The sequence below is a fragment of the Pseudomonas sp. CCOS 191 genome (assembly GCF_001007005.1).
GTDB lineage: Bacteria > Pseudomonadota > Gammaproteobacteria > Pseudomonadales > Pseudomonadaceae > Aquipseudomonas > Aquipseudomonas soli.
The window spans coordinates 1,162,860-1,177,539 of sequence record NZ_LN847264.1; the positions used below are offsets into that span (position 1 = coordinate 1,162,860).

At 67.9% G+C, this 14,680-nt stretch carries 14 protein-coding genes; 12 read left to right on the plus strand and 2 right to left on the minus strand.

What is annotated here, in order from left to right; all coding sequences use genetic code 11:
- Positions 1–49 precede the first annotated feature (49 nt).
- Entirely contained in the window at positions 50–2,095 is a 2,046-nt protein-coding gene (locus CCOS191_RS05335) for a PhoX family protein (protein ID WP_046854347.1), read from the minus strand.
- A gap of 207 nt (positions 2,096–2,302) precedes the next feature.
- On the opposite strand from CCOS191_RS05335, the gene CCOS191_RS05340 reads away from it, so the two are divergent.
- The 12 genes from CCOS191_RS05340 to CCOS191_RS05395 are packed head-to-tail and all read left to right on the plus strand — an operon-like array spanning position 2,303 to position 12,920.
- The gene (locus tag CCOS191_RS05340) at positions 2,303–3,949 is read left to right on the plus strand and encodes a lipoprotein UxpA (RefSeq protein WP_046854348.1); all 1,647 of its coding nucleotides are present in this window, start codon (positions 2,303–2,305) and stop codon (positions 3,947–3,949) included.
- Entirely contained in the window at positions 3,946–4,365 is a 420-nt protein-coding gene (locus CCOS191_RS05345) for a pilus assembly protein PilZ (protein ID WP_046854349.1), read from the plus strand. The genes CCOS191_RS05340 and CCOS191_RS05345 overlap by 4 nt, the downstream gene beginning before the upstream one ends.
- A 3-nt stretch (positions 4,366–4,368) precedes the next feature.
- On the plus strand, positions 4,369–6,318 hold the full coding sequence (gspD, locus tag CCOS191_RS05350; RefSeq protein WP_046857696.1) for a type II secretion system secretin GspD: 1,950 nt from the start codon (positions 4,369–4,371) through the stop codon (positions 6,316–6,318).
- Entirely contained in the window at positions 6,318–7,766 is a 1,449-nt protein-coding gene (locus CCOS191_RS05355) for a GspE/PulE family protein (RefSeq protein WP_046854350.1), read from the plus strand. The genes gspD and CCOS191_RS05355 overlap by 1 nt, the downstream gene beginning before the upstream one ends.
- A gap of 2 nt (positions 7,767–7,768) precedes the next feature.
- Complete coding sequence (gene gspF, locus CCOS191_RS05360; protein WP_046854351.1) at positions 7,769–8,965, plus strand: type II secretion system inner membrane protein GspF; 1,197 nt, start codon at positions 7,769–7,771, stop codon at positions 8,963–8,965.
- A 14-nt stretch (positions 8,966–8,979) separates the two neighbouring features.
- Positions 8,980–9,414 carry a type II secretion system major pseudopilin GspG gene (gene gspG / locus CCOS191_RS05365; protein ID WP_046854352.1) on the plus strand — a complete coding sequence of 145 codons (435 nt, stop codon included), beginning with the start codon at positions 8,980–8,982 and terminating at the stop codon, positions 9,412–9,414.
- 13 nt (positions 9,415–9,427) lie between these two features.
- Positions 9,428–9,871, plus strand: a complete 444-nt coding sequence (gspH, locus tag CCOS191_RS05370) for a type II secretion system minor pseudopilin GspH (RefSeq protein WP_046854353.1) — start codon at positions 9,428–9,430, stop codon at positions 9,869–9,871.
- The gene (locus CCOS191_RS05375) at positions 9,868–10,236 is read left to right on the plus strand and encodes a type II secretion system protein (protein WP_046854354.1); all 369 of its coding nucleotides are present in this window, start codon (positions 9,868–9,870) and stop codon (positions 10,234–10,236) included. The genes gspH and CCOS191_RS05375 overlap by 4 nt, the downstream gene beginning before the upstream one ends.
- Positions 10,233–10,823 (plus strand): prepilin-type N-terminal cleavage/methylation domain-containing protein, encoded by a 591-nt coding sequence (locus CCOS191_RS05380; RefSeq protein WP_046854355.1) that lies wholly within the window; start codon positions 10,233–10,235, stop codon positions 10,821–10,823. Before CCOS191_RS05375 ends, CCOS191_RS05380 begins: the two co-directional genes overlap by 4 nt.
- The gene (locus tag CCOS191_RS05385; protein WP_046854356.1) at positions 10,820–11,881 is read left to right on the plus strand and encodes a GspL/Epsl periplasmic domain-containing protein; all 1,062 of its coding nucleotides are present in this window, start codon (positions 10,820–10,822) and stop codon (positions 11,879–11,881) included. Before CCOS191_RS05380 ends, CCOS191_RS05385 begins: the two co-directional genes overlap by 4 nt.
- Positions 11,878–12,264, plus strand: a complete 387-nt coding sequence (gene gspM / locus CCOS191_RS05390; RefSeq protein ID WP_046854357.1) for a type II secretion system protein GspM — start codon at positions 11,878–11,880, stop codon at positions 12,262–12,264. Before CCOS191_RS05385 ends, gspM begins: the two co-directional genes overlap by 4 nt.
- The gene (locus tag CCOS191_RS05395) at positions 12,261–12,920 is read left to right on the plus strand and encodes a general secretion pathway protein GspN (protein ID WP_046854358.1); all 660 of its coding nucleotides are present in this window, start codon (positions 12,261–12,263) and stop codon (positions 12,918–12,920) included. The genes gspM and CCOS191_RS05395 overlap by 4 nt, the downstream gene beginning before the upstream one ends.
- Before the next feature lie 12 nt (positions 12,921–12,932).
- On the opposite strand, the gene CCOS191_RS05400 is transcribed toward CCOS191_RS05395, so the two are convergent.
- Positions 12,933–14,552 (minus strand): ShlB/FhaC/HecB family hemolysin secretion/activation protein, encoded by a 1,620-nt coding sequence (locus CCOS191_RS05400; protein ID WP_156177509.1) that lies wholly within the window; start codon positions 14,550–14,552, stop codon positions 12,933–12,935.
- Positions 14,553–14,680: the final 128 nt, after the last annotated feature.

The following is a 14,680-nucleotide window of genomic DNA, read 5'->3' on the forward strand; positions in this document are numbered from 1 at the left end:
TCGGCGCACCGATGCGACTTGTCCCGCGATTGAGGTAAAAGCTGATCGATCAGACGGTGCCGATCTCCCCGCCATCATTACGCTGGATCACCACCGTCGAAGCCCGTGGCCGCACCGGGGTGCCGGCCGGCGTGACGTCGGTGGCCTTGTCGGTGCTCGGCCAGTTGTCCGGGTGCTGGATGTTGACGAACATGGTCTTGTTGTCCGGGGTGAAGGCAATCCCCGTCACCTCGCAGCCATTCGGCCCGACGAAGAAGCGGCGCAGGTCCACCTGGTTGGTGGCGTTGACCGGGACCTGCTTGCCGTTGGCGTCCACCAGGTCGGTGGGGATCACTGCCAGCACCTGGTCGTTGGTGTAGCTGGTCAGGGTGGCTTCGCCGTTGTCGGTCTCGAACCACAGCACGCCGCGGCTATCGAAGCTCATGCCGTCGGGGCTGGCGAACTGGTTCAGTTCGGTCAGGCCCGAGCGGTTGATGTCCGGCGCACCGGCGGCGTTGGCGCCGAACACGAAGATGTCCCAGGTGAAGGTCTTGTGGTCGTCGCTGTCGTGCCAGCGGATGATGTGGCCGTGGCGGTTCGGCCCGCGTGGGTTGGCCGCGTCGACCTTGGCCGCGGTGCGCGCGCTGTTGTTGGTGAGGGTTAGGTAGACGTCGCCGTTGAGCGGGTTGACGGCGGTCCACTCGGGGCGGTCCATGGGCGTGGCGCCCACGGCGTCGGCAGCGCCACGGGTGTTGAGGATGATGCCCGGCAGGTCGCCGAACTGCGCGCCCAGGGTGCTGCCGGCAGTGGTCGGGGTGGCCACGTCGAGCAGCAGCCACGCGCCGGTGCCGTTGGCATCGAAGCGGGCGACATACAGCTTGCCCTTGTCCATGTACTTGGCGCCGGTGGCCAGGCGGTCGGCCGGATTGGCGTCGGCCGGGTCCCACAGGGCGTCGGAGACGAACTTGTACAGGTACTCGTTGTTGGAGTCGTCGCCGGTGTACCAGACCAGCGGCTTGCCGGCCACCGGCAGGCCCGGGCAGCAGCCTTCATGGCGGAAGCGGCCCAGGGCGGTGCGCTTCACCGCCAGGGTGTTGTTGGTGTACGGGTCGATCTCGACGATATAGCCATAGGTGCTGGCTTCGTTGCGGAAGTCGTCGGTGGCGCTGGCGCCGCTGGGGGTGATGTTGAAGCGGGTGAATTCGCCGGCCACTTCGCTGGCATCACCAGCCGCGGTTTCCCACTTGTACTGGCCGCTGCTCGAAGAGACGCCGATACGCACCTGGTCGGCCGGGCGCACACCCTTGTTGACGAAGATGCCGGGCCAGTTCTCCTCGCAGGTCAGGTAGGTGCCCCACGGGGTGTAGCCGTTGCCGCAGTTGTTGTTGGTGCCGCGGCACTGGGTGCCGGTGGGCGAGAACTTGGTCTTGACGTGGTCGGTGCCGCGCATCGGGCCTGCGATATCCATCAGCGAGACGGTGGTGAAGCGGCGGTTGAGCGGGTCGTTGTCGACCACCTGCCAGCGTCCGGCGACCTTGCTGATGCGCACCACGCCGGCGCCATGGGCGTTGATCTCCTTGCGCACCTCTTCGACCGGGCGTTTGCCGGCGACGGTGGTGGGGCCGGCCGGGTGCAGGGCGGCGGTGTCGATGTATTCGAAGTTGATCGCCAGCAGGCCATCGCTGGAGCTGCCGTTGATGGGGAAGAAGTGCATGCCGTCATGGTGCATGCCCATGGCGTTGGCCTGGTCGGTGGAGGTGTTGCTGCCGTCGGCCTTCCATGGGTTGGCGGTGGCGTTCAACGGTGTACCCCAAGGGGCCAGCACGTAGGCGCTGTAGCCGGCGGCGACCACGCAGGCGTCGGTGCGCGAGCCGGCGATGGAGTTGAAGCCCAGCTTGAGTTTGGGTTTCTCCGGCTGCGGCGCGGGATCGTCGTGATCCGAGCCGCCGCCGCTGTCGAAGCAACCGGTCAGGCCGGCACCGGCGATCATGGCGATGGCCGCGCCGAGGCTGCCGCGCACCACGGAACGACGGCTCAGGTAAGTGTCCATGACACTGGCCATCGGCAGGTTGCCGCTCTGGTTGCGGTCCAGGTTATCGCCGGTATCTCGACTCATCAGGGTGTCCTTTTTTTGGCTGAGTTGAAGGAAACCGCGACTGTAGAGGGCAAGTATGATGATTGATTGTCAGATTTGTTAAAGAGCCTTTAAAACTCACCGCTATTACTAAAGCGTTAACCTGCGCTGTTTTGGAATTAACGTCGGTTTTCTGCCATCAAACTGTCACGCAAGCGCCGCAATATCCGGAGCCCTACGTGAACAGGGATGGCGGAGTCGATGGCGAGCAGGCGCGAAGTGATCAGCTGGATGGGTGTCGGTGCCCTGGCACCGTTGCTCGGCGCCTGCTCGGCCCTGCCCATGCCCGGTGGCGCTGGCGACCGTGCGCTGGACCTGCTGTATGTCGCCGATACCCTCGATGCCCGCCAGCCGGGCCAGGCCGTGGTGCCGGCCACGCGCCTCGGCCCGGTCAGCCACCTGGGGCGTGCACCCTGGATGAGCGGGCCGAATGCCAGCGCCGGGCAGCCGGCTTTGGCGCCGTTGCTCGATGCTGGCCTTGCCGGCCAGGCCCAGACTGGAGGCTATGCAATATTGGCCGCGCTGCTCGAACAGCTGCGGCGCGAGGCCGGCAGCGAACAATGCCTGACTCTGGAGAACGGCCAATGCTGGAACGGCAGCGGCCTGGCCTACCTGACCCAGGGCGAAAGCGGTGTGCAGGGCAGCCAACTGCTGGGCAGCGAGGTGCGGGTCAGCAGCGATGAGCGGGTGCTGTGGCCGCAGCGCAGTGCCGGGCTCTATCGCCAGTCCTCCTCTATTACCCTCGGTGCCGGCCTGGCCGATGCCCAGGCCAAGGCCTTGGGCGTCAAGGGGCTGCAGGTGTTCCAGCGTGGCGGTGTGCGCATTGCCGTGGTCGGCGTCACCGACCCCTATGCGCAGGATCAGAAAGCCTCCCTCAAACAGTGGTACCAATCCTTGCAACCGAGCTTCCAGCAAGCCCGGCGCGAGGCCGACCTGGTGGTGGCGCTGGCGGATGTCGGCACCGGCCCCGGCTTGTGGTTGGCCGAGCGAATACCCGAGGTGGATGTACTGCTGTGCGCCCGTGGCCAGGACCTGTGGCCGGCGCCGGTGCAGGCCACCCAGGCCAGCGGCCGCCGGGTACCGGTGCTGTTCGCTGGTTGCCGGGCCAGCGGCGCGTTTCGTCTGCGCTGCCGCCAGGCAGGCGGCCAATGGCAGTTCGAGGCGCGGTTCTTCCCGGCCTTCGAGCACAGCCTCGCCCCCCAGGCCCTGGCCCGCGCCAACCAGTTGCGCGGCGAGTTGCAACGTCAGCGCAGCGGCCATGCCGCTTGGCTCGACCAGCCGCTGGCGCGTGCCCCAGAAGCATTGTGGCGCCGCGATACCCGTGGCGGCAGTTGGGACCGCCTGCTGCACCAGGCCCTGGCCGACGATTCGAGCATGCCGGTGCTGCTGCCCGGTCTGCGTTATGACTACCCTCTGCAAGCCGGTGAAGCGATCACCCGCGAGCATCTGATCAGCCTGACTGGCGGCTATCCCGCCCCGGTGGTCGAGGCCCCGGCGCGCCAGGTCGAGCAGGTGCTGGAAAACGCCGCCGAGCAGCTGTTCGGCGACCCGTTGCTGCTGGACAACAGCCAGGACCTGCCGCGCTGGCAAAGCCAGGACTGGCAGGTGAGCTACAGCCCCAACGGCAAGCGCATCATCGGCCTGCAACCCGTCGAGGGCCTGTGCCGCACCTTTGGCCTGCACTTCGATGCCCAGGCCGGCGCGCCCCTGTGGCAGACCCTCGAAGCCTGGCTGACCCGCCAGGCGCCGGGATGGGCCCTGGCTCCCTTGCAACTGCCGGCCGTGCGCTACGTGCAGGGCCATCCTGGCTGGCACCCGCACCAGGTGGCCGCGTGATCTCGCGTGTTTTCAGCTTCGCGTTGCTGACCCTCGCCGGTTGGCTGGCGGCGCAGTGCGTGCTGCTGTTTAGCCGCCAGCCGCAACCGGCCAGTGCGCCGGTGCCGGCGCTGGCACCGTTGCCAGGCTTGTTGGCTGAGCACTGGCAGGCGCCTGTCGATGACGGACGCATTCCACTGACCCGCCTGCCCCTGGCCTACCTGGGCGGGCTCAAGGCCCAGCCGCTGTCGGCCAGCGTGGTGGTACTGCGCCATGGCCAGCAGGTGCGCACCCTCGGCCGTGGCCAGCGCCTGGCGCCGGGCATCGTGCTGCAGGACATCGACGCCGATGGCCTGATCTTCGACAACAACGGGCGGCGCGAGCGCCTGCCCTGGCCACCACGCCCCGCCGTGACCGGCTTCAAGCGCCAAGGATGAATGATGATCGCAAGGTACTGTCTGGCCGGGCTGCTGATGCTCGGCATATCCCTGGCCCAGGCCGAAGAGGCGGAAGTCTTCGCCGACGACGGCACGCCGCTGTACGAGGTGAACTTCGTCGACACCGAGCTCGGTGAGTTCATCGACAGCGTTTCGCGCATCACCGGCACCACCTTCATCGTCGACCCCCGGGTGCAGGGCAAAGTCACCGTGCGCACGGTCGATCGCCACGACGCCGACGCCATCTACGACATCTTCCTCGCCCAACTGCGCGCCCAGGGTTTCGCCGCCGTGGACCTGCCCAACGGCAGCGTGAAGATCGTGCCCGACCAGGCCGCGCGCCTGGAGCCGGTGCCGGTGGAAACCGCCGGCAAGAAGGCCGAAGGCAGCGACGGCGTGGCCACCCGCGTGTTCAATGTGCGCAACGCCGCCAGCGAGCAGATGCTCGGCATTCTCAAGCCGCTGATCGACCCACGGGTCGGGGTGATCACTCCGTATCCGGCGGCCAACCTGCTGGTGGTCACCGACTGGCGCAGTAACCTGGAGCGCATCGACAGCCTGCTGCGCCAGCTCGACCAGGTCAGCGACGAGCCGTTGCAGGTGATGCCGCTCAAGCACGCCAGCGCCGCCGACACGGCCGGCCTGGTGACCCGCCTGCTGGCCCGCGAGCAGGGCGCCGACAGCGCCCAGGTGGTTGCCGATCCGCGCAGCAATGCGCTGCTGGTGCGCGGCAGCGCCGACAGCCGGGAGCGGGTGCGGGCGCTGCTGGTGCAGCTCGACCGGCCCAGCGACAGCCTGCGCAGCAGCAACACGCAGGTCATCTATCTGCGCCACGCCAATGCCGCCGAGGTGGTCAAGGTGCTGCGCGGCCTGAGCCAGGCTGGCACGGTGCCGGCGGCGGAAGGCGAGGGCAAGGATGCGCCCGTGCCGGCGGCCAGCGACTCGGGCATTCGCCTGGAGTACGAGGAAGGCACCAACGCCGTGGTGATGGTCGGCCCGGACAGCGAGCTGGCCGCCTACCGCAGCATCGTCGAGCAGCTGGACATTCGCCGGGCGCAGGTGGTGGTCGAGGCGATCATCGCCGAGGTTTCCGACAGCAGCGCCCAGGAACTGGGCGTGCAGTGGCTGTTCGCCGACGAGAAGTTCGGCGCCGGCATCGTCAACTTCGGCGGCAACGGGGTGAACATCGCCAGCATCGCCGGCGCCGCCAGCAGCGGCGACAACGAGAAACTCGGCAAGCTGCTGTCGGCCACCACCGGCGCCACCGCCGGCATCGGCCATATCGGTGGTGGCTTCAACTTCGCCATGCTGGTCAACGCACTCAAGGGCAAGAGCGGTTTCAACCTGCTGTCGACGCCGACCCTGCTGACCCTGGACAACGCCGAGGCGTCGATCCTGGTGGGCCAGGAGGTGCCGTTCGTCACCGGCTCCGTCACCCAGAACAACGCCAACCCCTACCAGACCATCGAGCGCAAGGAAGTCGGGGTAAAGCTGCGCATCAAGCCGCAGATCAGCATCGACGACAGCGTGCGCCTGGACATCGTCCAGGAGGTGTCGTCGATCGCCGACTCCAGCGCCGCCAGCGACGTGATCACCAACAAGCGCGAGATCAAGACCAAGGTAATGGTCGAGGACAACGGCCTGGTGATCCTCGGCGGGCTGATCAGCGACGAAATGGCCACCAGCAACCAGCGCGTGCCGCTGCTCGGCGATATTCCCTACCTGGGCCGGCTGTTCCGCTCCGACGCCAGCAAGAACACCAAGCAGAACCTGATGGTGTTCATCCGTCCGCGCATCCTGCGTGACGGCGAGAGCCTGGCCGGGATCAGCCAGCAGAAGTACCAGAGCCTGCAGCAGAACACTCCGCTCAAGCTGCCTGCCCTGGCCGAGGGCCTGCCACTCCTGCAGGTGTTTCCCTCCAGCCGAGCACGCCTTGAAGGCGGTGACTGGTGATGCTGCCCTATCGCCTGGCACGGCAGAGCGGGGTGGCCATGGCACCGGCTGAAAACGGCTGGCAGTTGTGGCTGCGCGGCGACGCCGACAGTGACCAGTTGCAGGAACTGCTGCGCGTGCATGGCCAGCCGGTGGGCTTCGAGCAGCTCGACAGCGCGAGCTTCGACGAGCGCCTCGGCCAGCTTTACCAGGCCGGCGAGGCGGCAAACCAGGCCTTGATCGAAGGCATCGGCGAGCAGGTCGACCTGGACAGCCTGATGAGCGAGATGCCGCGCATCGAGGACTTGCTGGAGAGCGATGACGAAGCCCCGGTGATTCGCCTGATCAACGGCCTGTTCGGCCAGGCGCTGCGTCTGCGCGCCTCTGACATCCATATCGAGACCTTCGAGCAGAGCCTGGTGGTGCGCCTGCGCATCGACGGCCACCTGCGCGAGGTGCTGCGCCCGCCACGGGCGTTGTCGGCGATGCTGGTGTCACGGATCAAGGTCATGGCGCGGCTCGATATCGCCGAGAAGCGCCAGCCCCAGGATGGCCGCATCACTTTGCGCGCCGCCGGGCGCGAGGTGGACGTGCGTGTCTCGACCTTGCCCGGCATCCATGGCGAGCGGGTGGTGATGCGCGTGCTCGACAAGCAGGCCAGCCTGCTGGCGTTGGACAACCTGGGCATGCCTGCCGCAGTGCTGCGTGGCTTGCGCGGTTGCCTGGCGCGGCCCAACGGCATCGTGCTGTCCACCGGCCCCACCGGCTCGGGCAAGACCACCACGCTGTACGCCAGCCTCAACAGCCTGAATGACGGCAGCCGCAATATCCTCACCGTCGAGGACCCGGTGGAATACGCCATCGCCGGCATCGGCCAGACCGCCATCAACCCGCGTGCCGGGCTGACCTTCGCCAGTGGCTTGCGCGCCATCCTGCGCCAGGACCCGGACGTGATCATGCTGGGCGAGATCCGCGACCAGGAGACCGCGCAGATCGCCGTGCAGGCCAGCCTCACCGGGCATCTGGTGCTGTCGACCCTGCACACCAACAGTGCCGTGGGGGCAGTGACCCGCCTGCGCGACATGGGCATCGAACCGTTCCTGATTGCCTCGTGCCTGCGTGGCGTACTGGCCCAACGCCTGGTGCGCCGCCTGTGCACCTGCGCGGTGGCGCAGCCGCTGCAAAGCGCCGAGCGTGAACTGTGGCCGGAGCTGGGCAGCCTGCGTGAAAGCTTTCACCCGGTTGGCTGCGAGCACTGCCAGGGCAGCGGCTATGTCGGCCGGCTGGGGCTGTACGAGTTCATCGAGCTGGACGCCGGGATGGTTGCCTTGCTCTACGACGGCGAGAGCGAACTGGCCATGCAGGCCTACCTGGATGGCCGCCGGCAGAGCCTGGTGGCTGAGGCCCGCGATTGCCTGGCCCGTGGCGAGACCAGTCTGGCCGAAGTGCTGCGCGTGGTGCAGGGCTAGCCATGCCGACCTATCGCTACCAGGCCGTGGATCTTGCCGGCAAGGCGCACAAGGCCAGCGTGCAGGCCGACAGCGAGCGCCATGCGCGGCAATTGCTGCGCGAGCAGGGGCTGTTCACCCGGCACTTGCAACGCCACGACAGCGCCCAGCCACGTCGTCAGCGCCTGACTCGCGCCCAACTGTGCGAGCTGACCCGCCAATTGGCGACCTTGGTTGGCGCTGGCATCCCCCTGGTCGATGCCCTTGCCACACTGGAGCGGCAACTGCGCCAGCCGGCCTTGCACGCGGTGCTGGTGGCCTTGCGCGGTTCCCTCGCCGAGGGCCTGGGGCTGGCGCGTAGCCTGGCGCGACAGGGCGCGCCGTTCACCGGTTTGTATTGCGCGCTGGTCGAGGCCGGCGAGCGCTCCGGGCGCCTTGGCCAGGTGCTGAGCCGTCTGGCCGACCATCTCGAACAAGTGCAGCGTCAGCGCCACAAGGCACGCACCGCGCTGATCTACCCGGCGGTGCTGATGGGCGTGTCGCTGGCCGTGGTGGTCGGCCTGATGACCTTCGTGGTGCCCAAGCTCACCGAGCAGTTCGCCCACTCCGGGCAGAGTCTGCCTTTGATCACGTCGCTACTGATCGGCTTGAGCCAGGGGCTGGTGCAGGCCGGCCCCTATCTGCTGGCACTGGCGATCCTGGTCGCGCTGTTGGGCGGCTGGCTGCTGCGCAAGCCGCACTGGTGCCTGCGCCGCGACGACCTGCTGCTGCGCCTGCCGCGCATCGGCGCGCTGCTGCAAGTGCTGGAGAGCGCGCGCCTGGCGCGCAGCCTGGCGATCCTCTGCGGCAGCGGCGTGGCCCTGCTCGAAGCCTTGCAGGTGGCCACCGAGACGGTTGGCAACCGGCGCATCCGCGCAGCCATGGAGCAGGTGCGCCAGCAGGTGCAGGGCGGCACCAGCCTGCATCGGGCGCTGGACAACGCCGGGGAATTTCCGCCGCTGCTGGTGAACATGGTCGGCAGCGGCGAGGCCAGCGGCACCCTGGCCGACATGCTCGAACGGGTGGCCGACGACCAGGAGCGCGGCTTCTCCCGCCAGGTGGACACCGCCATGGCGCTGTTCGAACCGCTGATGATCCTGGTGATGGGCGCCGTGGTGCTGTTCATCGTGCTGGCGGTGCTGCTGCCGATCATGCAGCTCAACCAGGGATTGCAATTGTGACAAGGAGACCTTCGATGCAACGACGACGCAACCGCCAGCGGGGCTTCACGCTCATGGAAATCATGGTGGTGATCTTCATCATCGGCCTGCTGATTGCCGTGGTCGCGCCCAGCGTGCTGGGCAACCAGGACAAGGCGATGAAGCAGAAAGTCATGGCCGACCTCGCGACTCTGGAGCAGGCGCTGGACATGTACCGCCTGGACAACCTGCGCTTCCCCAGCACCGAACAGGGCCTGGCGGCGCTGGCGAAGAAGCCGACCCAGGAACCGCTACCGCGCAGCTGGCGCAGTGACGGCTATATCCGCCGCCTGCCGGAAGACCCGTGGGGCACTCCGTACCAGTACCGCATGCCCGGCGAGCATGGCCGGGTCGATGTGTATTCGCTGGGCGCCGATGGCGTGCCGGGCGGCGAAGGGCTGGATGCCGACCTGGGCAACTGGGCGCTTTAAGTTGATCAAGCCTATGGCCCACCCCCTCCAGCGCGGTTTCAGCCTGCTCGAACTGCTGGTGGTGCTGGCCATCGCCGCCTTGATGACCAGCCTGGCCGTGGCCTGGCTCGACAGCGGCCGAAGCAGCATCGACCAGGCGCTCGATCGCCTGGCCGCCGCCACCGTGGCCCAGGCCGACCTGGCGCGCCATGCCGGGCAGTTGCGCGGGCTGCGCTGGAACGGTCAACGCCCCGAGTTCGTCCGTCGGCAAGGCGAGCACTGGCAGGTGGAAGGCGTGGCACTGGGTGATTGGCCCAAGGGCTTGCGGCCGGACTGGCCCGTCAGCCAGGCGCCAGCGCTGCTGTTCACCCCCGATGGCTGGTCACGTCCGGGCACTGTGCGCTGGCGCTGGGCCGAGGGCGGTCAGCGCTGGGACTGGGACCGCGGCGGGCAGTTGCGCGTGAGCGCGATGCCATGAAGCGCCGGCAACGCGGCTTCACCCTGTTGGAGGTGAGCGTGGCCCTGGGCATCGCCGCCGTCCTGGCGGTGATCACCAGCCAGGTCCTGCGCCAGCGCCTGGCGGTGCAGGACACCGTGCAGCAGCATCGCCTGGGCCTGCTGTGCGCCCGTGAGCTGCAGGCACGTTTCGTGGTCGAGCAGTATTGGCCGGCGGCCAACCAGGACAACGGCGTGCTGGTGCAGGGCGGGCAGGCCTGTCATTGGCAGTTGCAGTTGCGCCGCACCGGTGTGCGCGACCTGCGCCGTGGCGAACTGCTGTTGCATGCCGATCGTGACCAGCGCCTGCCGCTGGGGCAGTTCACTGTGTTTCTGGAGCGGCCATGAAACGGCGCCAGGCGGGCATGACCCTGATCGAACTGCTGGTGGCCCTGGCCCTCACGGCCTTGCTCGGGGTGATGCTGTCGGCGCTGGTCAACGGCTGGCTGAAGGTGCGCGAGCGGCTCGATGAACAGGTGAGCGAAACCGGCGTAGTGGATTTTTGCCTGGCCTTGGAGCGGCGCTTCGACAGCCCGGTGCTGCGCCGCCTGTACGAACAGCGTTTGCCGTTGGCGGCGCGCTGGCTCGACTGGCAGCCCGACCGCCAGCAACTGCTGTGGGTGGCCGCCGCCGCCTGGCCGCAGGCCGAAGGGGGATCGCGCCTGCAGCGCCAGCGCCTGCGCTTCGAGCCGCGTGAAAAACGGCTGCTGCTGGAAACCTCGGCCGACCTGTATGCCGCCGCGGCACCGGTTTGGCTGCTACGTGAACGGCTGGAGCGGGTCAGCGCGATGAATGTTCTCTACCACCAGGCCGGCCGTTGGCTGGCCTGGCCTTCCGATCAACCGGCGCACCCCGGTAGGGGCGTGCGCGTGGAGCTAGTGCGTGATGGAGCACCTTATACCTGTACCTTCGTTCTGCCCTGGGGGCGCGCATGAAGCTTGAATGGCGCCGGCGGGCGCCGGCACAACCCTGGCTGCTGCTGCGCCCCGGCGAGGTCTGGGAGTGGCTGTTGGTCAGCCAAGGCCGTCCATTGCGCCAGGGGCAGGGCGAACCTCCGGCGGGGCTCGGAGCGCGGGTTGCCCTGATCGTCCCCGGTGAGCATTGCAGTCATTTCCAGCTGCCCGCGCCGCCTGGGCTGAAACGCGAGGAATGGCCCTTGCTGCTCGAGGACCGCTTGCTGCAAGGCGACGATGATGTGCTGTGCGGCTGCATCGGCCGTCACGCAGGGCACTTGCGCTTGCTGGTGGTGGCCCGGGGCAGGCTCAACGAATGGCGGGGGCAGTGCGCCGGCTGGGGGCTGATCGTGGAACGTTGCTGGGCCGAGTTCCAGTTGCTGCCCGACTGTGCAGCAGAAGCGGCTTGGCATTGGCGCCGAGGAGCGATGAGCCTGTACAAGGGCCAGGCCCACTGGCTGGCCTGGCCGCAGGGCCTTGGCCCGCCTCCCGCGCTCGCCTGGCTGCCTGGCGAGGTCGAGGGCATCGACGGTGATTGGCCCGATGTGCTGGTCCCGCTCGATGGCTTGCCCGGCTTGTTCGAGGCCCGCCGGCCACACCAAGGCCTGCGGCTGGCAAAAGGGCAGGCGCGCCTGGCAATTGCCTGCCTGGCGTTGATGTTGGCGTGGGGCGGGCTGTGGAGCGCGCAACAATGGCGCCAGGCTCAGCTCTATCGCGCCCAGGTGCAGGCCGTGACCGGCGTTCAGCCGACGCCTCGCCAGGCGGCGCGGGTGTTGACGCAACTGCAGGACGAGGCGCGTGAAAGCCAGGTGCGCCTGCGCCAGCTCGAGGCGTTGCAGGCGCAAGTCCATGGATGGTTGAACGATCATCCCGGCTGGCGCCTGCAAGTAGTGCGCTTCGATGGCCAGCGTTGGCACCTTGAGCTGGTCGGAGAGGGTGTAGCCGCGCCCTGGCAGGAGATGGCCAAGGCGGCCGGCGTGCAGGTCCAGATGGAAGACGAGGCGCGCCGCGTGGTGTTCGACCTGGGGAGCGCCGCATGAGCCGTGAATGGATGCGACACCATCGGCTACCGCTGGCCTGGGGCGTCGTCGCGCTGTTGCTGGTGTTGCTGGCGCTGCGCGAGGGCATGGCCTTGTGGCAGGAACAGCGGCAATGGCAGGCACTGGCCGAATCGCTGGCGGCACAGCCGCGCCAGCCAGCGCTGACCCTCGAAGCGCTGCACCAATCGGCTCAGGCCCGGCACATCGAGTTGGCCGAGGTGCAGTCCGAGGACCAAGGCTGGCTGCTGCGCGGCAAGGTGGTCGATGCCCAAGCCCTGCTGGGCTGGTTGCAGAGCCTGCGCGATGACGGCGCGCAGCCGTTGCAATGGGGGCTGGAGCGAGATACCGAGGGGCTGCGTTTCACTGTGCGGCTTCGACCATGAGGCGGCGGGCGTACCTTTGGCTGGGCCTGGTGTTCTGCCTGACCCTGATGGCCGAACTGCCGGCGCGTTGGTTGGTGGCGGGGTTCGGGTTGCCAGCAGAGGGAGTGAACGGCAGCCTGTGGCAAGGGCAGTTTACCCGGCTGGGACCGGTGGGGCCCGTGCAATGGACATGGCGTCCATGGCAGCGCGACCTGCAGGTGCGCCTGGGCTTCCAGGGGCAGGGCTGGCAAGGCCGCCTGAGCGGCTGGCCGTGGCGTTGGCAGGCCGACCTCCAGGCTCTGGGCGCACAGCCAAGCGTCGTCGGTGACTATCGCCTGGCCGGGCAATGGCAGGGCAGCATCAAGCTGCAAGGTTCGGGGCAGCGTTGCCGGGCGGCCGCAGGCAGCATCACCGTGGCCGACCTGGCTTTAAACGCGCCCTGGTCGCTGGTGCTGGGGCAGGGCTCGCTGGCGATGGACTGCCGTCAGGGCTGGCGGTTGAGCGCTGGCCTGGTTCGCCAAGGCCAGCACCAGATGAGCCTGGAGGCCGACCTGGCCGTCCGGCAAGCGCAGGTTGATTTCGTGTTGCAGGCCAATGCCGGTTTGACGCCGGTGCTGCGCGGCGTGCAATGGCTGGGGCCCGAAGACACGGTCGGGGAGCGCCGGCTCAGGTGGTAGCTCGCTTGTCGGTCAGAGGGCAAGGGACCATTGCGCGACCCAGAAGCCTTGCTCCAGTGATTTACGCGGGCGATCGCTGGCATGCAGTGCGCGTTGGTAGTCCAGGCGCACCGTGCTGTGCGGCAGGTGCAGCTCGACACCTGCCGAGGCACCGACCAGGCGCTGCGACGGGGTGGTGCGCGCATAACGGGCCCAGCCCAGGTCAACGCCGAAGGACGGGCGTACCTGCACCGGCAGGGGCAGCGGCTGGCTGAAGGTGTTGCGCCACGCCCCGGCGCTGGCGCCCGCGACATTGTGTTGGCGGAATCCGCGCACCGCCGAATGATCGCTCAGTTGCATCTGTTCGACGGCGGGCAGCACATGGGCGCTGTATTGCAGGGCCAGTTCGCTCTGCCAGCGCCAGGGCCATTGAGCCGGGCCCTGGCGCAGGTGCAGCAGGTTGGCGCGGTACTTGGTGAAGTCCGGGCGCGGCGCCTGCTTGTGCGCAAACGGTCGGTCGGCGCCGAACCAGCGTACCCCTTGGCTTGCGCCCAGGTAGGCATGCCATAGTCCACCTTCGAGCCACAGCAGGTTCAGGCCGGCTTCGAGGGTGGCCAGGGTCGGGCTCTGTACTGCCAGTACGGCGGGGCCGAAGCGGTTGAGCAATTGCTTGCGGTCCAGCCGGGCGCTGGCGCTGAACATGCCTTGCTGGTTGCGCCACAGCACGCGCTCGGCGCTGACACCGTAGAATTCGCTGCGGCCACTGCTGGCGTAGCGGGTATTCGGGATCGGCGCTCGGTAGCGCATCTGGCTGGCATTGAGGCTGAAGGTCCAGCGGCCATGGGGAATGCTGTAGTACAGGCTGGCGCCTTCACTCTGGCCGGGCGCGTCGAACACCACCGAACTCAGCGACAGGCGCAGGTCGTCGTTCAGGCCCAGCGGGCTGTCCAGGCCAAGGCCCAGGTTGAGGCGGTGACGTCCGGTCAGCTCACCGCCGCGGTTGTCGAGCAGGGCGTCCAGATGGGCGCGTGAAGCGACGCGCCGGGGTTCGAGCACAACGCGGGTGCCGCCTTGCATCTCGCCCGGCAGCAAGGCCATTTGCAGGTCATAGGCACGCAGCCGGTTGAGTTGGTCCAGGCCTTGCTCGAGGTCTGGCAGGTGCAGGGGAAGGCCGAGCATGCCCGGAAATGCGCCTTGCAGCGACAGGGGCAGGTCGGCGCCCGCCAGTTCGATCGATTCGATGAAGCCTTCGACGATGACGATGTCCAGCGGGGCGCCGTGCTCGGGCGCGCGGGCCACATAGGGGCGGCTGGTGGGAAATCCGGCTTGCACGTAGTGCCGGGTCAGTTGTTTGAGTAGCCGGTCAATTTCGGCGACACCCATGCAAGAGGACGACAGCGCACGCACGATCGGCTGCAGTTGCCGGTTGTCGAGCATGCGGTTACCGGCCAGGCGTACCCCGCTGATTGCCCAGCAGTGCTGGTCGGAGTCGAGCGTTGCAGTATCTCGGTCTTCAGTGGCGTTAACAGGTTGACTGCGCTGCCAGCGTTCGAGCCTCTGCTGCTGCTCCAGTTGCCGCACGGCCTGCTGCTGATCCCGCAACTGCTGGCTGGCCGGGTCTACCGTGGCGATGGCGTTGGCCGATAGCGTCATGATGAGGCAAGCCAGCAGGGCAGTGGCGATGCGGCGTAGGCCTGCACTTGATGGGCGGAAAATATGGGAAGAGAAGATCGGTGCGTTCATGGGGTTCGGTCCGATGCCGCTGTGGGAACGGGTGTACC